Raw genomic sequence first — 21586 nt, forward strand, 5'->3', positions numbered from 1 at the left:
AATCTCCAAGCCATTTTTAAAATTAAAAGCCGCCACCGTGACTGTTAAAGTCATTTTTCATATTGTGCATATATGATTCTGTATAGATTCGTTCGGAATTCGAAACGTGTTTAGCATTTTCTTCGGGGTCGATTTGTTGAATCCCTTTCTTCTTATACCACATGTCAACGACAAAGCCAAAACCTAATAGTCCACCTATTATTATCAATAGCCACATAATGGTTCACCCCTTTATAAATAATAATCCCTAATTCTGGATATTATTTACTTTTATTGTACCATAATTTTCGGTGCCTGACACCATGATTTGTATGCCTGATGGAATAAATAGGCCATTTTCTCAATTTGTTCTTTAGAGTAGTCTTCGATGCAGGCGATTTGTATCCAGTTTTGCTGCCGTAAATATTCGCTTTCGTAATGAAGCAGATATCCGTTGCAGTAGAGCAGTTCACCGACAGTAGAGGATGGCGTGGTTTTAGGCAGTGGAACCGTCACAATGATTGGCGAGCTGTTTTCCTCAGCCGTTATAAGCTGGAAACCATACTTCGATAACTTTTGACGAATAGACTGATGTATCGCGGCAATCTTCGCCAAACGTTCTTGTGTAACGCTATTGATTGCTGTTAAAAGGGCTTCCACTAGGTTAGAAGACTGTGAGAATGGGATGCTTTCCTTCTCTGCATATGTCCCGAGATCAAGATATGTCGGTAACAGAGGTGATGGAGCCACCTTGTGATGATGAAAAACAAACGAAAGCCCTGTATAGGATTTAAGCGCCTTTCCGCTGACACCAGTAGCTAAAAACACCCCCGATAAATCAAGATCGACCGCCCCGATTGAGCTAATGCAATCAAGACAAAGCTTCAGCTGATGTTCTTGTGCCACAGCTTTAAGAATATTTAATTTATTAAGCATTCCAGTCGAGGTTTCGCTATGAACGGCCCAGATCCATGCCGTTTCATCAGTAATACACGCAGCTATTTCCTCATGTGAAAAAGGAAGGCCCCATTCTTTATCTAATACATCAAAATCAAGCCCAGCTCTTTGTGCTTGTTCCACTAGACGGCTTCCAAACTCGCCGTTTGTTAAAATAACACCTCTGCCAGTTTCCAATGAAAGCTGTGCAGCCACCAAATCATTTGCCAGTGTTCCCGTACCAAGCAATACTTGGGTATACCGGCAGTCCACCAGCCTGCACAATTGTTCTTTAACATGATCCATTTTGTCTTTGAAAAACGCCGAGCGATGAGAATAAGGGTCTTTGTCAAATGCTGCTCTTACTTCATCTGAAATCGAAACGGGTCCCGGTAAAAAGGCTGTCGGCGGGCGGAGCAATCTGCCTGCAATGGATGCTTCAAAGGTTTCCTTTGTTAAATACATGGGCTGGTAACTTGCTTCAATTGCCCCAGTAAGCATAGCGAAGGGCTGGAAACCCATCTGTCCATATAGTTTTAATTGCCGGACTGTACCGGATATCAAGGCAATATCATAGCCGTTTTTTAAGCAATATTTGATTAAAAATTGGACCAAACCAAGAAATACGCGCCCTTGGCGATAGTCTATTTTAACTGCGAGCAATCTGATTTCACATGGCTTCTGAATCGTAAAGGGAAGTGATTCTTCAACGGGACCGATTTTTCGATCGAGCGAAAACGGAGTTGTGCACGGATGGCAATCATGCCGATCACTTCCTCTTGTTTCAAACAAATAATATATGTATTTTCTTCATGAAACGAATCTATTAGCTTTTTTTCCAAATTTTTTGGATGCTGCGGGATTTCTTCAGAAAACGTATGGTAATTTAGTTCATGGATTTGCGTAAATTCCGCGGGTCTGTCGGCAATTTTGAAAAAGTAATCATGATTTTCTCTCAATGACCTTCAATCCTTTCTACGATTATTTCTTTAGTTGGAGAATATTTACTTTTATTATAAAGGAAATCTGGTTATTTTTTGAAAAAATAAGCAAAATAAAAAGGCTGGTAAAGGAGGGATGATTGTGGCAAAGAAAAAACATGTGACATCGATCGTTGCTGATCAAAAGAAATTATTGGACGACAAGGTAGAAGCTGCTCGTGAGGATCACTTTAATAATAACCAAATAAGAAAAGTAACTCAAAATGGCGCAGACGGGCAGTAAACGAGGGAGAGGTCTCCTTCGTTTTTATTTTTAAAATAACAAATATAACAAAATGATTAAATTTCACTCCTTATATCTTGGCGTTCATTAAGGATCTTTAACAATTCGGTTATCATCTGTTTATTCGACATTTTATGGGGTAAACATTATGTATAATGGCGATGTGTAGGAAAGGAGTTTGCGTTAAAATGAATGGAGGGATCCTGAATGAATGATTTTCTTCAAGATGCTGTCCAGGATGAAAGACAAATTTTGATTGAAAAACTAATAAAATCAGGCATATTTAAAATTAATGATAAGCACCTGTACGAAGGCAGCTTATCAGAATTAGAAACGGTTTATCAAGAAATCCGCAATTGCGAGGCGGTTACTTTATAATACTTAGAAAACAATTTGAAAGGTACGGCTTCTGGAATTAGGAAAAAACTTTCTAAATATTAAATAGGTAAAACAAAGAGCTTGGACAAATGCCAAGCTCTTTAATATTATTTAAAAAATATTTATAAGGTTATTGCGGATTTTTTCAAACTTATTGATGCTTGTCCAAACTATTTTAAAAAAAACAAATATAAATAGATTGAGGAGAGTAATCTCTCTTCGCATAATCATCGTAGGAACTTCTTTTATGGGCTATTAAAAAGATAATGGAAAGTAATGCCCTTTTTTCTAAAATATCTCGTATTGAAAGGAGGTTATTCTTTTATGTTTATATTCCCAAGACGTTTTGTACCAATCGAAGTCGAAATTGAAATTGAAATTGAGAGAAGAAGAAGAATTGAAATTGAAATCGAAATAGAAAGAAGACGTCGATTTGAAATAGAAAGAAGACGACGCTTCGAATTTGAAAGACAAAGAAGATTACGCGGCGGTTTATTCTAAATAATAATAGAAAAAGTGTTTTTCATGAGCCTCAGGGCTCTTTTTTTCTCCGAAATTTAGAAGTTAAGGCTCATGAAATCGCTATTTGGATATAGAAACAAACTTTGGTGTCAGGCACCGCCCTCGAAAATTGTCCCGCCAATTAACAGCACCTTTAGCTGTTCTTCAGGCAGGCCATGCTTTTTCCAGGCTAGATGCAGGCGCTCTAATGCCTCAGGTCCGGTGTCGTCCGCTAATCGGTATGTACCATAGTGCATCGGAACGAAATATTTTGCCTCCAGCTCGATAAACGCTTTAACACTGTCCTCTGGAGAAATGTGGGCAGGCGCCATAAACCACTCCGGTTCGTAAGCTCCGATGGGCATAAAAACGGTATCAATATTAAACCGTTCGGCAATTTGTTGAAATCCGGGAAAGTAACCGGTATCGCCGACAAAATAATACGTTTCTTTCCAAGATTGAAAAATAAACCCGCCCCAGTGGGAGGTATTGATATCAGTCAGCGTTCTCCTCGTCCAATGCTGCGCTGGAACAAAATGAATCGTGATTCCTTGGTGTTCGATGCTGTCCCACCAATTCATTTCAGTAACATTTCGATAGCCTCTTCTAATCAATGGCCGTTTCAAGCCGGCAGGAACAAAAAAGTGCGGATTTCCTTTTAACCGTTTTAACGTTGGAAAATCCAAATGGTCATAATGGCCATGAGAAATCACGACAACATCGATTTCCGGCATGTCGTCCATGGCAATCCCCGGCTCCGTCGAGCGTTTTTCATAACCCATGCGTTTAGCCCACACTGGATCGGTCAAGATATTAAGTCCATTCATTTGGATGAAAAAAGTGGAATGGCCAATCCATGTAAAGGAAGTTCGGCTTCTATTTACTTGAAGTTCGTTTATTTTTTTGTCCGGGGATTGTTCAATTTGTTTTGTTAAATCCTTTACCTTGCTACGCCTTTCCTTACTCCAGCGCAGCATATCCTTCATCGATTTATTGCTTCTAACCGCATCTAAATTTTCATATCTTTTTCGCATATTTCCACCTTGATATTGGATTTTTGCTTAAATTATACGACATTCAATCACTATCGGCAAAAATACGATTCCGACCTAAATAATTCCAATATTTGAAGAATTAATTTGGAATTATGTATAAATGACCGTGGTTTTTGTAGAAAAAAGCTCCATTATGTAAAATTGCGCTGTAATTACGTAGAAATCACCCTCAATTATGTAGAATCGAGATTTCGTGTCTGGGTTAATGGTAAAATAAAGTATGGATATAATTGGAGGGGATAACAATGACGGTTACATATCAATCAAGAGCAGATGTACCAGAGATAGAAAAGTGGCGCTTCGAGGATCTTTATGTCTCCACCGCCGATTGGGAAAAAGATTATCAATTTATTGAAACGATGCTGCCAAAATTAAAACAGTTTGATGGGGCAATCCATGACGGGGCTTCGCTTTATCAGTATTTATCCGAAAAAGAAGAAGTTTCGAGTAAATTCAATCTTGTGTATGTTTATGGGATGCTTCAGGCCGATGTCGACACACGGGATACAGCAGCACAGTCTTTAGTCGACCGTGCCAAGCAGCTGGCAGTCAAAATGAGTGCAGCATCTTCGTTTTTCATGCCATTTTTACTAAGCTTGGAAGAAAGCACATTGAAGGAATATATCGAACAGGAGCCGCGTCTGAAATATTTTGAACAGGATCTCTTCGATTCATTTCGCTATAAAGCACATGTGTTGAGCAAGGAAAAAGAGGAAATTCTTTCTCAGCTAGGTGAAGCCCTATCTTCTCCAAGCCATACGTTTAATATGTTGAACAACGCCGACATTAAGTTTGGTGAGGTTACAAAGGACGATGGTGAAAAGGTAGAATTAACCCGCGGGATGTATTCCAAATTAATTGAAGACGAGAACCGAGATAAGCGGCGGGAGGCATATAAAGCCTATTACAAACCATATCTGCAATTGAAAAATTCGATCGCTTCGACACTTGCTTCGAATATTAAAACGAATGTGACCCTTGCACGGCTGCGAAACTATCCGTCCGCTTTAGAAAAAGGGCTGTTCGGTGACATGGTTCCGAAAGAGGTTTATGAAAATCTAATTATGTCGACAAAGGCAAATATTACTCCCCTTCACCGTTATACTGCGTTAAGGAAAGAGAAGCTCGCCGTAGAAGAGCTTCGTCAATACGATTTGAATGTACCGCTTGTTAAGGGTGTTAAATTGGAGATTTCCTATGATGAAGCTTATGAAACAATTTTAAAAGCGTTGGCGCCGCTTGGAGAAGAGTATGTTTCGACTTTGAAAACATTCAAGGATACCCGCTATATTGATATCAGGGAAACACCGGGTAAGCGTTCCGGTGCCTACAACTTGGGAGTTTACGGCGTTCACCCGTTTGTTTTACTGAATCATCATGATGATTTGGACAGTATGTTTACAATGATTCACGAGTTCGGTCATGCGATGCATTCGTATTATTCCAGCAAGCATCAGCCTAGAATCTCGGCCGGGTACAGCATTTTCGTCGCCGAGGTCGCTTCTACGGTAAATGAAGTGCTCTTGATCAATTATTTACTGAAAAACGAGACAGACGAAATGGTCCGAAAGCATTTGCTGAATCATTTTATTGATCAATTTAGGGGAACATTTTTCACCCAAGTGATGTTTGCCGAGTTTGAAAAAATAACCCATGAATTGGCGGAAGCCGGTACACCGCTAAACGCTGAGGCGTTTAATAATATCTACGAATCACTGTTCAGACAATACAACGGTGATGAAGTGGTGTTTGATGAGGAAGTGAAATACGGCTGGTCGAGAATCCCGCATTTTTATCGTCCGTTTTATGTGTATAAATACGCTACAGGCTTCGCTTCAGCGATTCATATTGCTGAAAAGCTGTTAGCCGGCGATGAAACGACATTGGCTTGCTATTTAGTGTTTTTAAGAAGCGGAGGCTCGGATTATCCGCTGGAATTGTTAAAGAAAACCGGTGTCGATTTAACAACATCTGAGCCGATCGCCGACGCATTGAAGCGGTTTGATCAGCTGGTTACGGAGTTTGCCGAATAGAAAGCGGGGAAGTATTTTGGGAAGCTCAATTGCCCAAAAATCGGTGATTAGATGGAAATTGGTCAATGGACGGGGCCTGCATTGCCCAAAAATCGGTGATTAGATGGAAATTGGTCAATGGCCGGGGCTTGCATTGCCCAAAAATCGGTGATTAGATGGAAATTGGTCAATGGCCGGGGGCTGCATTGCCCAAAAATCGCTGATTAGATGGAAATTAGTCAATGGATGGGGCTTGCATTGCCCAAAATCGGTGATTAGATGGAAATTGGTCAATGGCCGGGGCCTGCATTGCCCAAAAATCGGTGATTAGATGGAAATTGGTCAATGGCCGGGGCCTGCATTGCCCAAAAATCGGGTGATTAGATGGAAATTGGTCAATGGACGAGGCCTGCATTGCCCAAAAATCGGTGATTAGATGGAAATTAGTCAATGGCCGGGGCTTGCATTGCCCAAAAATCGGTGATTAGATGGAAATTGGTCAATGGACGGGGCTTGCATTGCCCAAAAATCGATGATTAGATGGAAATTAGTCAATGGCCGGGGCTTGCATTGCCCAAAAATCGGTGATTAGATGGAAATTAGTCAATGGATGGGGCTTGCATTGCCCAAAAATCGGTGATTAGATGGAAATTGGTCAATGGACCGGGCTTGCATTGCCCAAAAATCGGTGATTAGATGGAAATTAGTCAATGGATGGGGCCTGCATTGCCCAAAAGTCGGTGATTAGATGGAAATTGGTCAATGGACGAGGCTTGCATTGCCCAAAATACAGCAGTTTCACAAATTTTCGTCAATGAACTTTCTCTAAAAGTGTAATAGAAAAGTAAAGGCAAGTGGTAAAAAGTATGCAGCCGTTTTTTATCAATTTAACCGGGAAAAAAATAGTCATTGTTGGCGGGGGCAATATTGCGGCAAGAAAGGCCAAGACGTTGGAAACGGAACATCCGGAGATTACCTTTGTTGCACCAGATTTTAGTGAAGCTGTGCTGGAGTTATCCAAGAGAAAAGGATATACGGTCATCCAGAGAGAAGCAAAACCAGCTGACTTAAATGATGCGTTTGTTGTCATTCTGGCAACAAACGACGGCCAAATCAATACCGCTTTGGCGAAGCAGCTTTCACCTAATCAATTAGTATGTGTGGTGGATGAAGCAGAGAACGGGAATGTAATTTTTCCGGCAGTCCTCGAGCGGGGACAGCTGCAAATTGCGATAACCACCAATGGAGCAAGTCCGAAGCTAACACGCAAACTAAAGCAAGATTTGGCATTCCAATTTGATCAGACATGGGGAACTTATGTGGAATTCCTGTCACAATGCAGAACCAAGCTGAAAAAGCTCAATATTTCGCCTGAAGAAAAAAATAAGCTCTTAGAAGAGATTTTAGATGACCGGTATCGGATAAATGAGCAGGAAAGAGCGGAGTTCCTTAACCGTATTGAATCATTAGGGGAATAATACTGATTTGAAACCTTTCTTTTCCATTTTCGTCACATTTTTTAAAAGGGTGTGGCTAAATTGGATAGAAAGGTTTTTATATTTATTTTCATATTGATACTCTGTGCTATTTTTTCTTCTTGCCAAACAGCGGGAATTCCGCTAAAGGACAAGAGGTTAACGGCTAATAATGAGATAGTCGAAACACATGGCCAATTGCAAAACATTGTGCGCTTGGATGCTTTTATTAATAATGTGAAGAATGAGATGAAGGATAAGGTGAGGCTGACACGTTATACGACCGAAGGCGACCCGATTTACCACGATTTAGATTACGCTGATTCTAAATTAACATTTACCATGGACACGAGAGAGGATGAATTTGGTCAGGGCGCCGTAACAAAGTCGATTTGTAAAGGAATTCAAAAACAAGATTTAGAGACAGAAACTAATTACATATTAACCGGGTGCGAGAATGAGTCGATGAAGGGATTGCTAACGATTTTTCATGATGTGGACAAAGAGGACAATTTTGCTTTCGAGTTAAAATATGGCGTCGGCAAGAAAAACGAGATTAATACTAAAGAGGAAAGGTTAATCAAGGACTTACAAAACGGTGAAACCGTTGCAGTAAGTGACTTTCAATTTTCCAAGAAGGAAATGAATCAAATCTACAAGCTGCTGAAATTATCAAATTACCTAGGTGATAAAAACTTAACAACAAAATGTAATAAAAAACCAAATAAGAGCTATGAGCTAAATGTCTGGATTAATTCAGGTGAACGCCACTTTGAATGGACTGAGTGTGATCACAGCCCGGAAGGTAAAGAAATGACAAAACTTGTTCATGACATTTTGACAATCCTAAAGAAAAATCCAACTTATGAAACACTTCCTAAAGTTAAGGGAAATGATGAATAGAATCCTACGACAGCTGGAAACGACAATTCCTTTGAAAAGGTAGTCCTTCCAGCTATTTTTTAGTCCCTAATTAACCTGGAAGTGAGTCCAATGGCCCAATTTTATATTTTTTCAAAAAATTGCTCGTTTACTAATTGCAGAAAACCTATAGGTATGGTAGGATTAATTTCATCAAATAACTAATTCTTATCAAGAGTGGCTGAGGGACTGGTCCAATGAAGCCCGGCAACCTGCCCAGCAAGGTGCCAATTCCAGCAAAATGACGTCATTTTGGGAGATAAGGTAATTACTGTGTAATTCCTTTCCCAACTGGAGAGGATTTTTTTACGAAAAGGAGGCGAATCAACTGAACATAGAGGATCGAGAGGAACTAATATCACATCTTGAGAAAATGCTGGAATCTTTAAAATTTGGATCCATCACTCTGGTGGTTCAGGATGGCAAGATAGTCCAAATTGAAAAAAATGAAAAGGTTCGTCTTCAATCAAATAAAAAACGCTGACTAGACAAACTAGAGGCGGTCTCCATGTTAACAAACGTGGCAGACTGCCTTTTTTTATTGAAAAAGGCGGCCCGCCGAAAAAATAAAGGAGGATTACCGCAATGTCAACTACCGTAACATATGAAAATTGGCGGTCAATATCAGGTACCTTTCCCATCGAGGATGAAACTAAAGGTGCTAGGGCTGTTTTGGAATGGGCCTACAATTCCTATTCAAAAAATCAAATTGTTTATGCCTCCAGTTTTGGCGCTGAAGCGATTGTACTGATTGACTTGATCCAACAGGTGAAGCCGCATGCCCATATTGTGTTTCTCGATACAGGGTTACATTTTTTAGAAACCTATGATGTGATTGACAAAATTGAAGCACGATTCCCGAGCCTGAGAATCGAGCGCAAGCAGCCGGCCATTACCCTTGAAGACCAAGCTGCACAATACGGTTCGGCCTTATGGAAACGAGAACCGAATAAATGCTGCGAGCTTCGAAAGGTGATTCCGTTAAGGGAAACGTTGGTGACGAAACAGGCGTGGATCTCCGGGCTTCGCCGAGAGCAATCGCCGAATAGGGCAAACACCGAGTTTATTAATAGGGATGAAAAATTCAAGAACGTTAAAATTTGCCCGTTAATTCATTGGACGTGGGACGATGTTTGGTCCCATATTCGAAAAAATGATCTCCCGTATAATATTTTGCATGATCAGCAGTACCCGAGCATTGGCTGCTTTCCTTGTACTCAGCAAGTTCTAGCTGATGGGGATTCTCGTGCAGGACGGTGGGCAGGCAGCAGCAAGACGGAGTGCGGCCTGCACACCCGTTAAGGAGGAAATGACAATGCTTTTGATACTCGCTATCATCATCGGTTTGTTTTTTGCCATGAATATTGGCGGAAGCGGTGCAGCCGCATCCATGGGAATTGCCTATGGATCAGGCGTAGTCAAAAAAGGTATCGCTTTACTGCTATGTAGTGTTGCAGTATTTCTAGGGGCTTGGCTTGGTGGCGGTGAGGTCGTGAAAACAATTGGGAGCGGCATTGTTCCCTCACATACATTTACCGTTCCGATAGCCCTAATTGTTTTGGCATCCGCGGCATTGTCGTTATTTCTCGCTAATATCTTCGGCATCCCGCTGTCTACCAGTGAAGTGGCGGTGGGTGCAGTTGTCGGCGCGGGAATTGTTTATCAGTCGGTATTTGTCGGGAGTCTTTTGTGGATTATGTTGTTCTGGCTATTGACACCATTTGCCGCTTTTATCATTGCCATCGCTGCCTCCTACCTGTTAAAAAGCAGGCTAGTGCAAAGGCTGGTGTCGGTCCGAAAAACTGTTCCATTTCTATCGTTGCTGGTTGTCTTTATGGGGCTGTTCGAAGCCTTTTCTGCAGGGATGAACAATGTGGCAAATGCTGTAGGCCCGCTTGTCGGGGCCGGGATTCTCACGAAAGACAAGGGCATTCTCTGGGGTGGACTATTTGTAGCGCTCGGTGTTTTGCTGCTAGGAAGGCGTGTCCTTGAGACGAATGGCAAAAAAATAACAAATTTGAAGCTTGAGGAAGGGTGCGTCATTTCCGGCACAGGCGCAAGTATCGTGACAGTTGCTTCGATGTTTGGTATTCCAGTTCCGCTGACGCAGATCACGACATCCTCGATTATCGGAATCGGCTATGCAAAACATGGGAAGAGTGTATTGAAAAAAGATATTGTCGTCCAGCTGCTGACAGTTTGGCTTGTTTCACCGGTTTTATCGATGGTGCTGTCGTACACCTTGATTCAAATGGTGATTGAACATAATTTTTACCCGATCATCGCGATGGTGGGGGTGTTGATTTCTGTATTCGGGATTCTGTCCTTAATGAAACGAACAAAGCATCCGAAACAAGAGCTTCTTTAAAAAATTGCTTGAGCCTTTATTGGAAATTCAATTCGCTAATAAAACAGTGGAAATCGCTAATAAAGGCTCCTAATTCGCTAATAGAATCGAGGAAATCGCTAATAGAACAATGAAATTCGCTAATAAAACGATATACACAACTAAAAACAGAAAAGAAAGGTCTGATTTAAATGTCATTTTTACCCCAGCCTCATGGAGGAAAACTAGTTCAAGCATATGATCCAAACTTTGATTTTTCCCATATCGAAAAAGAACTGGAAATCGATGTGATTGCTCTTAGTGACCTGGAATTGATCGGTGTCGGTGTGTTCAGTCCGTTGACTGGTTTCCTAGGAAAAGCCGATTATGAATCCGTTGTGGAAAATATGCGCCTTACTGACAAGATTATTTGGTCGATACCTGTAACCTTACCCGTATCATATGAAACCGCAAAAGCATTAACAATTGGCGAAGAAATCAAATTAGTTTTTCAAAATGAGGTTTACGGCGTGATCAAGGTTTCCGAATGGTATGAGCCGGATTTGGAAAAAGAGGCGCTTCAAGTATATAAAACAAACGAACTTGCGCACCCGGGAGTGAAACGGCTATTTGAAAGAGGCCCTGTATATTTGGCAGGGGATATCATCTTAGTAAAAAAGTCAGAAAAAGGGGTTTTTGGCGACGTCTGGTTTGAACCACACCAAACGAGAGCCCTTTTTGAAGAAAAAGGCTGGAAGACAGTGGTCGGCTTCCAAACTCGTAACCCGATTCACCGCGCCCATGAATACATTCAAAAGGCCGCGCTTGAAACAGTTGATGGATTGTTCGTGAATCCGCTTGTCGGGGAAACAAAGTCTGACGACATCCCTGCCGATGTACGTTTAAAAAGCTATCGTGCTTTACTGGAAAACTATTATCCTGCAGACCGCGTCCAGCTTGGGGTGCATCCTGCTGCCATGCGCTATGCCGGTCCAAGGGAAGCTATTTTTCATGCGATTGCCCGTAAAAACTATGGCTGCACCCATTTCATTGTCGGCCGCGACCATGCCGGTGTCGGCAATTACTATGGAACGTACGATGCCCAGCTAATATTTAACGAATTTTCAGAGCAAGAGCTGGGGATCAAGCCTCTGTTCTTTGAACATAGCTTTTATTGCACAAAATGCGAAGGAATGGCTTCCGATAAAACCTGCCCGCATACAAACGAAGACCGCGTCATTCTTTCGGGTACAAAGGTAAGAGAAATGCTGCGTTCCGGCGTTCTGCCGCCATCCACCTTCAGCCGTAAAGAGGTTGTCGAAGTGTTGATTGAAGGTCTAAAAGAAAACGCAGTGGTGTAAGGGGGATACAACAATGGTGAAAGCAACAAATATTACTTGGCATAATGCTGCTGTCACAAAATCTGATCGTCATTTACAAAATGGCCACGGAAGCTGTGTCCTTTGGTTTACCGGCCTCTCCGGCTCTGGAAAATCAACGATTGCCAATGCTGTTTCAGCGGAACTGTACCGAATGGGGATCAATGAATATGTGTTAGATGGCGATAATATCCGCCACGGATTGAACCGCGACCTTGGTTTTTCCGAGGCTGATCGAACCGAAAATATTAGAAGGATCGGCGAGGTGGCCAAATTGTTTGTAGATAGTGGAACGATTGTAACCACCGCCTTTATCTCCCCGTTTCGGACAGATCGTGATCAGGTCCGCGCCTTGTTTGAAAAGGGTGAATTTATCGAAGTCTTTGTTGATTGCCCGCTTGAAGAATGTGAACGCCGTGACCCGAAACAGCTTTATCAAAAAGCGCGACGTGGCGAAATAAGGGATTTTACTGGGATTGATTCTCCGTACGAGGCGCCAGATCAGCCGGAAATCATCATCCGTTCCGATCTTTTAACAGTAGAAAAAGCGGTTAAAGAGATACTGGGTTATCTTCGGGATAAAAATGTAATTTAGCTTTTTCATAGAAAAATAGAGAGGATGTGTCAACCTATGGTCGGGAAAGTGTATTTAGTAGGTGCGGGTCCGGGCGATCCGGACCTGATCACCGTAAAAGGATTACGTTGCATTGAGCAGGCTGATGTCATCCTTTATGATCGGCTGGTCAATCCGGAGCTGTTAAAGCATGCGAAAAATGAGGCGCAGCTTGTCTACTGTGGTAAGCTGCCGCATTATCACACCATGAAGCAGGAGACGATTAACCGGTTTTTGGTGAAGTATGCGAAGAAGGGTCTCCAGGTCGTACGCCTAAAAGGGGGAGACCCGTTTGTATTCGGCCGCGGCGGGGAAGAAGCCGAGGAATGTGCGAAGCATGATGTACCTTTTGAAATAGTCCCTGGCATCACAGCTGGAATTGCGGCCTCAGCTTATGCGGGGATTCCGGTCACACACCGAACGTTGAGCAAAAGCTTTGCCTTTATTACCGGCCATCAAGCAGGTGATGAAGCAGCGGAACACCAATGGGCTCACTTGGCTAACGGCGTTGATACCATTTGCGTCTATATGGGGGTTTCACAACTTTCCACAATCATCAATCAGTTAATCCGTCATGGTAAATCACCGCAAACACCAATCGCTTTGATTCACTGGGGAACATTAGGTGTTCAAAGGACGGTAACTGGGACATTGGAAACAATTGTGGGGCTGGTGCAGGAAGCGCAGATCTCAAACCCAAGCATGATTGTCATTGGTGAGGTCGTCCGGCTGCATGAAAAATTAAACTGGTTTGAGGATGAGATTGTGGCGAAAATGCCGGTTGTTCATGGGTAATTGATGCTTTGCAGATATATTGCAAAATTTGCAGATATTTTGGTTAAAACTGCAGATAAATCTCAAAAATTGCAGATATATCATGAAAAATTGCAGATAAAAAGTTTCGGGGGGATCAAAATAGTTGGTCAAATAGGAAAGGAGCGTTTCAATGAAAGCAATTCTATACATTGGTCATGGAACACGTTCCAAAAAGGGAGCTGAAGAGGCAAAGGCATTCATCAATAGGGTCATGCAGCGAGTTGTTGACGTCCCTATTCAGGAAATTAGTTTTCTCGAGCTGACTGAACCGCTGATAGAGGACGGTTTTGGGCGGTGTGTCGAACGTGGTGCGACGGAAATTATCGTTGTTCCGCTCTTCCTGCTTGCGGCTGGTCATATTAAACAGGATATCCCTCAGGTATTGGCATCATTACGAGAAAAATATCCACATATTCGAGTGGTGGTGAAGGATCCGTTTGGTGTGCAGGAGAGAATTTTGGATGCAGTGGCCGAAATTGTTACAACTGTCAGCAATCCCTTGAATCCGCTAGACCGTCTATTGATAGTCGGCAGGGGTAGCAGCGATCCCAGTATTCTGGACGATTTCGTCAGAATTCAAAACGGCCTAAAGGAGCGTCTCGGACTTGAAGAGGTATCTGTTTGTTATTTAGCGGCCGCTGAGCCGAGACTTCAGGAAGGCCTTAATACCGTCTTAGAAAAAACATCCGGCAATATCATTGTCGTTCCCTATTTATTATTTTCCGGGCTTCTTAGTGTAGAGGTAAGCCGCGAAGTCCAGAAATGGAAAAGGCAGGGCCGGTCTATAAGTGTGACGGAGCCGTTGAGCCGCCATCAGGTAATTGAAGATGTAGTGATGGAACGAGCAACCCTATGATTTATTTTTTTAAAAATAACCCATTGTGAGGTGGATTTCTTTGCAATTACAGGTAGTAAACAGTCCGTTTAGTCAGGAGCAGGCAGAGCTCCTTAACCATCTTCTGCCAACCTTAACCGAACCGCAAAAAGTCTGGTTGAGCGGGTATTTGGCAGCGGCCATACAAGCAGCTTTCATTCAAGGAAATACAGCAGAGCAGCCAATATCACAAACTACAAATCAAGCAATTTCCAAAGAAGTAACCATTTTGTACGGATCGCAATCAGGAAATGCCCGCGGTCTTGCGCAAAAAGCTGCCAAGACCCTAGAAGGCAGCGGCTTTCAAGTGACGGTCTCAGCGATGAGTGATTTTAAACCAAACAATTTGAAAAAAATACAAAATCTTCTCATTGTCGTAAGTACTCATGGCGAGGGGGATCCGCCGGATAACGCCTTGACTTTTCATGAATTTGTTCATAGCAAACGTGCACCAAAACTTACCGATCTAAACTTTTCCGTTTTGGCTCTTGGCGACAGCTCATATGAATTTTTCTGCAAGACCGGAAAAGATTTTGACGAACGCTTGGAGGAATTAGGCGGAACAAGGCTGTACCCGCGTTTTGACTGCGACGTTGACTTTGACGAACCAGCTGCCGAATGGCTGCAAGGGGTGCTTGGGAGTTTAAAGGAAACACAAGGCGAAACAAGCCACCCGATACAAAAGGGAGCACTGCAGACGGCGGAGTCTGTTTATTCAAGAACTAACCCATTCCAAGCGGAAATATTAGAAAATATTAATCTTAACGGACGCGGCTCCAATAAAGAAACGCACCATTTGGAAATATCATTGGAGGGTTCCGGACTGACATTTGAGCCTGGTGACAGCCTGGGAATCTACCCAGAAAACGATCCGGCACTGGTAGAACTCATTTTGCATGAATTGAAGTGGGATCCAGACGAACCGGTCACGGTGAAAACCGGGGACGTTCGTCCGTTAAAGGATGCACTGCAGTCATACTATGAAATTACTGTTTTAACAAAACCGCTGCTTGAAAAAGTAAGCAAACTTTCAACCAATAAAAACTTGCAGGATCTGACTGGTCATGAAGGAAACATAAAAGAGTATCTTAAGGGCCGTGATTTATTAGATTTAGTGCGTGATTTTGGACCATGGGGTGAAACAGCGCAAGAGTTTGTCTCAGTGCTTCGAAAAATTCCGCCGCGACTATATTCGATTGCCAGCAGCATTACAGCAAATCCGGATGAAGTCCATTTAACCATAGGCGCTGTTCGTTATGAGGCACATGATCGAAAGCGTAATGGGGTTTGCTCTATCTTGACAGCTGAGCGCTTGCAGCCGGGGGATACGCTGCCGATTTTTATTCAACGTAATGAAAACTTTAAGCTGCCGCAGGATTCGGATGCGCCAATCATTATGGTTGGACCGGGTACCGGAGTTGCGCCGTTCCGTTCGTTTATGCAGGAGCGTGAAGAAATCGGAGCAGAAGGGAAGTCCTGGCTATTTTTCGGCGACCAGCATTTTGTAACAGACTTCCTTTACCAAATTGAGTGGCAGAAATGGCTGAAAAACGGTGTGTTAACAAAAATGGATGTTGCTTTTTCAAGGGATCAGGAGGAAAAAGTGTATGTGCAGCACCGTCTGGTTGAGTACAGCAAGGAAATATTTGAATGGCTGGAAGCAGGAGCCTATTTTTACGTATGCGGTGATGAGAAGAACATGGCTCATGACGTGCACGATACATTACTTAAAATTATTGAAAAAGAAGGCGGCATAAGCCCTGAACAAGCAGTTGAATACTTAAGCAATCTGCAGCAGCAAAAACGTTACCAGCGGGATGTTTATTGATACGTAAACAGAAAGGAGTTTTTCCAATATGGATTTGAAACAAATTTTAACAGCACCGGACGGACCGCCGAGTGATGTCGAGCGGATCAAACAAGAAAGCAACTATTTAGAAGGAACATTAAAAGACTCGATTCAGGACCGACTAAGTGCGGGGATTAATGATGATGATAATCGGCTGATGAAGTTCCATGGAAGCTACTTGCAGGACGACCGTGATTTGAGAAATGAGCGGCAGAAACAAAAGCTAGAGCCTGCCTATGGATTTATGCTGCGTGTGCGGGCGCCAGGAGGAGTGGTTACATCTGAGCAATGGCAGGTGCTTGATGATATTGCCGAAAAATATGCTCACGGGGCGTTAAAGCTGACAACCCGTCAGTCGTTCCAAATGCACGGCATTTTAAAATGGGATATGAAACAAACTATCCAGGAAATTGATGAGGTTCTTTTAACCACGTTAGCAGCATGCGGGGATGTCAATCGGAACGTAATGTGCAACCCCAATCCATATCAGTCGGAGATTCATTCTGAAGTATATGAATATGCTTCAAAGTTGAGTGAATATTTGTTGCCCCAAACAAGGGCCTATCATGAAATTTGGCTGGATGAAGAAAAAGTGGCAGGCACTCCTGAGAAAGAGGAGGTAGAGCCGATTTACGGCCCGTTATATTTACCTCGTAAATTCAAGATTGGTATTGCTGTTCCGCCATCGAACGATGTAGATGTTTTTTCACAGGATCTTGGCTTTATAGCGATTGTAGAAGAAGGGAAATTGCTTGGTTTTAATATTGCCATTGGCGGCGGCATGGGCTTTACGCATGGTGACAAAGCTACCTATCCGCAGGTTGCCAAAGTAATCGGCTTTTGCACGCCTGAGAAAATTGTCCAAGTGGCAGAAAAAACGATTACCATCCAGCGTGATTACGGCAACCGCTCTGTTCGTAAAAATGCCCGCTTCAAGTACACGATTGATCGGCTGGGACTGGATGTTGTGAAAGAAGAGCTTGAAAACCGTCTTGGCTGGGAGCTTGAAGAGTCGAAGCCATATCAATTTGAAAATAATGGCGACCGCTACGGCTGGGTGGAAGGTGTTAACGGTAAGTGGCACTTTACTTTGTTTGTCCAAAACGGGCGTGTGAAAGATTTTCCGGATTACAAGCTAAAGACCGGTTTGCGTGAAATTGCCAAGATTCATACCGGTGATTTCCGGTTAACTGCCAATCAAAACCTAGTGATTGCCAACGTTTCAAGTGAGAAGAAAGAGGAGATAAGTGCACTGCTTGATCAATATGGTTTGACGGATGGCAGGTTCCATTCAGCACTGCGCCGCAGCTCAATGGCATGTGTGGCGCTTCCAACCTGTGGATTGGCGATGGCTGAAAGTCAGCGCTATTTACCGGATTTAATAGATAAAATTGAAGAAATTCTTGATGAAAATGGCCTGCGTGATGAGGAAATCACCATTCGCATGACTGGCTGCCCCAATGGCTGCGCCCGCCCGGCATTAGCGGAAATTGCTTTTGTGGGGAAAGCTGTTGGAAAATATAATATGTATTTAGGCGGTGGGTTCGATGGCAGCCGTTTAAACAAAATGTACCGTGAAAACATCGGCGAGGATGAAATTTTAAGCGAACTGCGGGTACTTTTCTCGCGCTATGCTAAGGAACGCCTTAATGGGGAACACTTCGGCGACTTTGTTATTCGCGCTGAGATTATTAAGGCTGTAACAGATGGTACCAATTTTCATGATTAATCTTAGCGGAAAGTCCTATGGGACAGTTTTGTGGTTGGTCTAAAAAGGTTTGTCCCATAGAAGGGGTCTATGGGACAGATTGCTAGAGAAGTAAGCATGTTCTGTCCCAGTAGGAATCCGCCAAGACATTTTTTTAAGTAGGAAAATAATACATTTGTAGATAACCTTTGAAAATTTGTAGATAAAAGCTTGTTTTATGTAGATAAAGTCATAAATAATGTAGATAAAAGCTTGTTTTATGTAGATAAAGTCATAAATTTTGTAGAAAAAATAAACGGTCTTTGCCTTAATTTTATTAAAAGCGAAGACCGTTATTTTTTTCGTAAATTTACTAACGTGAATGCACTTTTTCCCCTTGCACCCAAACCTCGCGAATGTTCTCCGGCTGGACTAGGTACATCATTTTTTGAAAAATATCATGTAAATTTTCATTGGCGTCGTAAATTGGCAATTTGGACGACCCTAAATTTGTATCGATGATCTGTGCGTCCCATGCATAGTTTTCCGCCAAACGGCCGATTGGCAGGCTTAAGCTTTCACCGCCGCCAGCCGTTGCAAAATAAAATGCCTCGTCAATCGTGATACGGGAATTTGGCACACCTCGTTCATCAGCAGGAAGGCTCGGATTGACCCCATCCTCCAGCATCCTAGAAGACATCACGGCTTGTCTGGCATTATCGAAAAGACTTGGTGAAAAGCCGCCAGATATATCAGAACCTAAGCCGACTTCAATCCCTTTTGCATGTAAATGAGCGAGTGGCAGAACACTATTGGCAAAATAGGCATTGGATATTGGACAATGACCTATAGCAGTGCCCGTTTCAGCAAATAATTCGGCATCTTGATCATTTAAAAAATTGCAATGGGCCATCACCGATTTCTCACGCAATAGGCCAAAATCATGTAAGGCAAAGGCATCATTTTTATCAAAGCGGTCTTGGACATACCCATGCGCCCAATCACTTTCACTGCAGTGTGATTGGACATATGTATCATATTTAGCGGCCAATTCGCCCAACCCTTTCAACGCCTCGTCGGTACAGCTTGGGATAAAACGCGGCGTCACGACAGGGTAAACCCCTTGTTTCGTTGATTTTGCCAATTCCTGAACGGCTAAAATAAATTCTTCTGTTTCCGCCAGAGCAGTCTCGGCATCAGCATCACGATAATATTCTGGGGTTTGTTCCGGAAGATCCATCACAACTTTCCCTACTAAACCGCGCTGACCCTTCGCCGAGCAGATCTCAGCTAGCAGCAGGCTCGCTTCTTTATGGATGGTAGCAAAATAAAGCGCCGTTGTAGTGCCATTCCCAAGCAGCGTGCTGACAACATCCTCGTACACATTCTTGGCAAACTCCAAATCGGAAAATTTGGATTCAATTGGGAAAGTATAAGTGTTTAACCAATCATAAAGCGGGATATCTAAAGCCGTCCCGGACTGAGCCCACTGCGGTGCGTGAACATGTAAATCAACAAAGCCCGGCAGCAAATAGTGACCATCCGCTAAACGATGGAAGTTTTCCTCCCCCTGATATGTATCCAATAATGGATGATAATCGGCATCTTTCGGAGCAACAATTTTTTCAATCATCCCCTTAGAATTAATGCAGAAGAGGTGGTCTTTTAAGATCTCTACTTCTTTTGGCGATTTGCTTGAAAAAGCAGTCCCGAGAAAAACATGCGTATATTTATTCATGATGATCTCCTAATGTTCGTTTTTTAAAAATTATAAGCTGTATTAAAAATTAAGTCTAGATGAAATCAAATTCATAGTAGAATAGAACTAAAACAGGAGGAGAGGTCAATTGTACACCATACAAAATAACTCCAATACATTAGTGATTGTGCTGCATGAAATTTATGGAATAAACCAGCATATGAAGCAATTTTGTCAGTTATTATCTGCTGAAAAGGTGGATGTTATTTGCCCTAACTTATTACAGCTGGAAGAACCATTTGAATATACCGAAGAAAATATTGCTTACAGTCATTTTATGGAGAACATTGGTTTTTCTAATGCTGCCGAAAAGGTAAAAAATATCCTAAATGATGTGAAAAACAAATATGAAAATGTATTGATTGTTGGCTTTAGTGTTGGGGCAACGATTGCTTGGCTGTGCAGTAAAGAAGACGGTGTGGATGGAATTGTCGGGTATTATGGTTCAAGAATCAGGGATTATACCGAGGTAAAACCGAAATGCCCTGCCTTGTTATTTTTTCCAGAAAAAGAAGTTTCCTTCGATGTTGACCAATTGATTTCATCTTTATTAACAAAAAATGTTGAGGTGTTGAAATGGAAGGGAGAACATGGATTCAGCAACCCTTTCTCGACAAAATATAATGAAGAGTCGGCAAACGGGGCATTTAATACGATGGTTTGTTTTTGTCAAAAACTAAGGAGTTAAAAGTCAGGCAGCCACGAAGGGGATGACTGCCTGATCATATCAATTAAGCCTCGCCTAAACCTTCCTTTTGATGCAGGCGTTCCAAAATTCTGCGTTTTCGATACATCATGATTCCTGTTTCCGCCACATCTTGAATGGATGAACGATTGATAAAAGCACCGAAAATGACACCGGCAATCGGTACAAGTTGAAATAACTTTTTCCAGCCGAAATTATCACGATATGTCATTACAACTTCGCGCCAGCCTTGTAGCTGCGAGATGATCCGGCTGTTTTTATTTTCTGTATTAAAATCGGTCAGGTCTTCTAAGATCGCTTTTTTTCCGACTATATCGGAGGAGGTAAATTGCAGGCACTTAACGATAAAAATTCGTTCCGCCTTATCTTTCGGGTTATAGCCATAAGATAAGGCAATTTCCTGCAGTACTTTGAGAGATAGTCCCAATAATACCGGAATATCAATCGCAAGGGTAAAAATCCCGCCAATTCCGGTGGTTGCACCCTGGATGGCAGCAACTTTTTTTCGAGAGTTCTTTAGTTCATCCGCGATCTCATCCATTTTGGCAAGCGGCAGCTGCTGCACTTGTTCTAAACTTGTCACTTCATTGTCTGGTTTAAATTTTTTAAAAATCGTTTTCTCGCTGATTAAGTATTGACCGCCGGTTTGAATGTAGCTTCCTAGTTCATCAATCGCAATGCCGATTTTTTCCTGGATAAATTTCGGTGTGAGTTTATCTAGCAAGGCGAAGGGGATTCGTCCAATTTTTTCCCAGAACCATAATCCTTTTTGACTCTTTTCCCATTTTTCAATTTTCTTTAGTTCCTCTTGTAAAAATTCAGCTGATTCAGTTGTTGGCAAACTTGTTCGACTCCTTCAACGAATATTAAAACTACTTCTATATACGATTACAATGGTGGTAAGTTTCAAAAAATCTTCCAATTAGGTCTATTGTATGGAAAAATAGGGTGTTTCAACCGTGTGTTTGATTAGGGAATAAAAATAGATATTTGGTTGAATAGAATAGAGCATAAGTCTTTATTCCTACATAATTGCAAAGAAATATTTGGAATATTAGGAATTTTATCTCTATTGGACAGCTCCTTTATATCCTAC

Annotated in this window: 22 protein-coding genes and 1 riboswitch; of the genes, 16 read left to right on the forward strand and 6 right to left on the reverse strand. The window is 42.2% G+C overall.

All coding sequences use genetic code 11. The features are described 5' to 3' along the window. Positions 1-22: 22 nt before the first annotated feature. From A6749_RS23275 to A6749_RS29025, 3 genes are read right to left on the reverse strand one after another with little or no spacing between them, the layout of a single operon-like run. On the reverse strand, positions 23-217 hold the full coding sequence (locus A6749_RS23275; protein ID WP_174842924.1) for a hypothetical protein: 195 nt from the start codon (positions 215-217) through the stop codon (positions 23-25). Positions 218-270: 53 nt separating this feature from the next. Further along, positions 271-1578 carry an aminotransferase class V-fold PLP-dependent enzyme gene (locus tag A6749_RS23280; RefSeq protein ID WP_236719716.1) on the reverse strand — a complete coding sequence of 436 codons (1308 nt, stop codon included), beginning with the start codon at positions 1576-1578 and terminating at the stop codon, positions 271-273. Next, positions 1560-1874, reverse strand: coding sequence for a hypothetical protein (locus A6749_RS29025; RefSeq protein WP_236719717.1), 315 nt, complete (start codon positions 1872-1874; stop codon positions 1560-1562). Before A6749_RS29025 ends, A6749_RS23280 begins: the two co-directional genes overlap by 19 nt. Positions 1875-1998: 124 nt before the next feature. Here A6749_RS29025 and A6749_RS28675 point away from each other — a divergent pair, with 124 nt between their 5' ends. From A6749_RS28675 to A6749_RS28465, 3 genes are all read left to right on the forward strand, one after another. Further along, positions 1999-2139, forward strand: coding sequence for a hypothetical protein (locus A6749_RS28675; RefSeq protein WP_164745590.1), 141 nt, complete (start codon positions 1999-2001; stop codon positions 2137-2139). Between the two features lie 207 nt (positions 2140-2346). Beyond that, positions 2347-2517: a Fur-regulated basic protein FbpA gene (locus A6749_RS27855; RefSeq protein WP_084797945.1), complete on the forward strand. Its 171-nt coding sequence runs from the start codon at positions 2347-2349 to the stop codon at positions 2515-2517. 324 nt (positions 2518-2841) lie between these two features. Continuing rightward, positions 2842-3018: a hypothetical protein gene (locus tag A6749_RS28465; RefSeq protein ID WP_161487161.1), complete on the forward strand. Its 177-nt coding sequence runs from the start codon at positions 2842-2844 to the stop codon at positions 3016-3018. A gap of 110 nt (positions 3019-3128) precedes the next feature. Here A6749_RS28465 and A6749_RS23285 read toward each other — a convergent pair whose 3' ends face one another. Next, positions 3129-4052, reverse strand: coding sequence for an MBL fold metallo-hydrolase (locus A6749_RS23285; protein ID WP_066397571.1), 924 nt, complete (start codon positions 4050-4052; stop codon positions 3129-3131). A 266-nt stretch (positions 4053-4318) separates the two neighbouring features. Between A6749_RS23285 and pepF the strand changes: the two genes are divergently transcribed. From pepF to cysI, 12 genes are all read left to right on the forward strand, one after another. Then, entirely contained in the window at positions 4319-6106 is a 1788-nt protein-coding gene (gene pepF / locus A6749_RS23290; protein WP_066397573.1) for an oligoendopeptidase F, read from the forward strand. Between the two features lie 845 nt (positions 6107-6951). Beyond that, positions 6952-7563 (forward strand): NAD(P)-binding protein, encoded by a 612-nt coding sequence (locus A6749_RS23295; protein ID WP_066397576.1) that lies wholly within the window; start codon positions 6952-6954, stop codon positions 7561-7563. Between the two features lie 60 nt (positions 7564-7623). Continuing rightward, on the forward strand, positions 7624-8463 hold the full coding sequence (locus tag A6749_RS23300) for a DUF4362 domain-containing protein (RefSeq protein ID WP_066397578.1): 840 nt from the start codon (positions 7624-7626) through the stop codon (positions 8461-8463). 183 nt (positions 8464-8646) lie between these two features. Beyond that, a riboswitch (SAM riboswitch) is annotated at positions 8647-8747 on the forward strand. Between the two features lie 89 nt (positions 8748-8836). Continuing rightward, on the forward strand, positions 8837-8965 hold the full coding sequence (locus A6749_RS23305; RefSeq protein ID WP_407937538.1) for a YezD family protein: 129 nt from the start codon (positions 8837-8839) through the stop codon (positions 8963-8965). Positions 8966-9066: 101 nt separating this feature from the next. Next, complete coding sequence (locus tag A6749_RS23310) at positions 9067-9783, forward strand: phosphoadenylyl-sulfate reductase (RefSeq protein WP_066397592.1); 717 nt, start codon at positions 9067-9069, stop codon at positions 9781-9783. Positions 9784-9796: 13 nt separating this feature from the next. Beyond that, on the forward strand, positions 9797-10849 hold the full coding sequence (locus A6749_RS23315; RefSeq protein WP_066397594.1) for an inorganic phosphate transporter: 1053 nt from the start codon (positions 9797-9799) through the stop codon (positions 10847-10849). A gap of 170 nt (positions 10850-11019) precedes the next feature. After that, the gene (sat, locus tag A6749_RS23320) at positions 11020-12168 is read left to right on the forward strand and encodes a sulfate adenylyltransferase (RefSeq protein ID WP_066397596.1); all 1149 of its coding nucleotides are present in this window, start codon (positions 11020-11022) and stop codon (positions 12166-12168) included. 13 nt (positions 12169-12181) lie between these two features. After that, positions 12182-12781 (forward strand): adenylyl-sulfate kinase, encoded by a 600-nt coding sequence (gene cysC / locus A6749_RS23325; RefSeq protein WP_066397600.1) that lies wholly within the window; start codon positions 12182-12184, stop codon positions 12779-12781. A gap of 36 nt (positions 12782-12817) precedes the next feature. Next, on the forward strand, positions 12818-13594 hold the full coding sequence (cobA, locus tag A6749_RS23330) for a uroporphyrinogen-III C-methyltransferase (protein ID WP_066397604.1): 777 nt from the start codon (positions 12818-12820) through the stop codon (positions 13592-13594). Positions 13595-13745: 151 nt separating this feature from the next. Next, complete coding sequence (locus tag A6749_RS23335) at positions 13746-14471, forward strand: sirohydrochlorin chelatase (RefSeq protein ID WP_066397609.1); 726 nt, start codon at positions 13746-13748, stop codon at positions 14469-14471. 40 nt (positions 14472-14511) lie between these two features. Then, positions 14512-16317, forward strand: a complete 1806-nt coding sequence (locus A6749_RS23340; protein ID WP_066397619.1) for an assimilatory sulfite reductase (NADPH) flavoprotein subunit — start codon at positions 14512-14514, stop codon at positions 16315-16317. A 28-nt stretch (positions 16318-16345) separates the two neighbouring features. Beyond that, the gene (gene cysI, locus A6749_RS23345; protein ID WP_066397621.1) at positions 16346-18067 is read left to right on the forward strand and encodes an assimilatory sulfite reductase (NADPH) hemoprotein subunit; all 1722 of its coding nucleotides are present in this window, start codon (positions 16346-16348) and stop codon (positions 18065-18067) included. A gap of 331 nt (positions 18068-18398) precedes the next feature. Here the strand turns inward: cysI and guaD are convergent, their stop codons facing one another. Next, complete coding sequence (guaD, locus tag A6749_RS23350) at positions 18399-19763, reverse strand: guanine deaminase (protein ID WP_066397623.1); 1365 nt, start codon at positions 19761-19763, stop codon at positions 18399-18401. Positions 19764-19872: 109 nt separating this feature from the next. On the opposite strand from guaD, the gene A6749_RS23355 reads away from it, so the two are divergent. Beyond that, positions 19873-20472: a dienelactone hydrolase family protein gene (locus A6749_RS23355; RefSeq protein ID WP_066397625.1), complete on the forward strand. Its 600-nt coding sequence runs from the start codon at positions 19873-19875 to the stop codon at positions 20470-20472. A gap of 43 nt (positions 20473-20515) precedes the next feature. Here A6749_RS23355 and A6749_RS23360 read toward each other — a convergent pair whose 3' ends face one another. Next, a complete protein-coding gene (locus A6749_RS23360; protein ID WP_066397635.1) occupies positions 20516-21331 on the reverse strand; it encodes an EcsC family protein in 816 nt (271 codons plus the stop codon). Positions 21332-21586: the final 255 nt, after the last annotated feature.

Source organism: Neobacillus mesonae (assembly GCF_001636315.1).
GTDB lineage: Bacteria > Bacillota > Bacilli > Bacillales > Cytobacillaceae > Neobacillus > Neobacillus mesonae.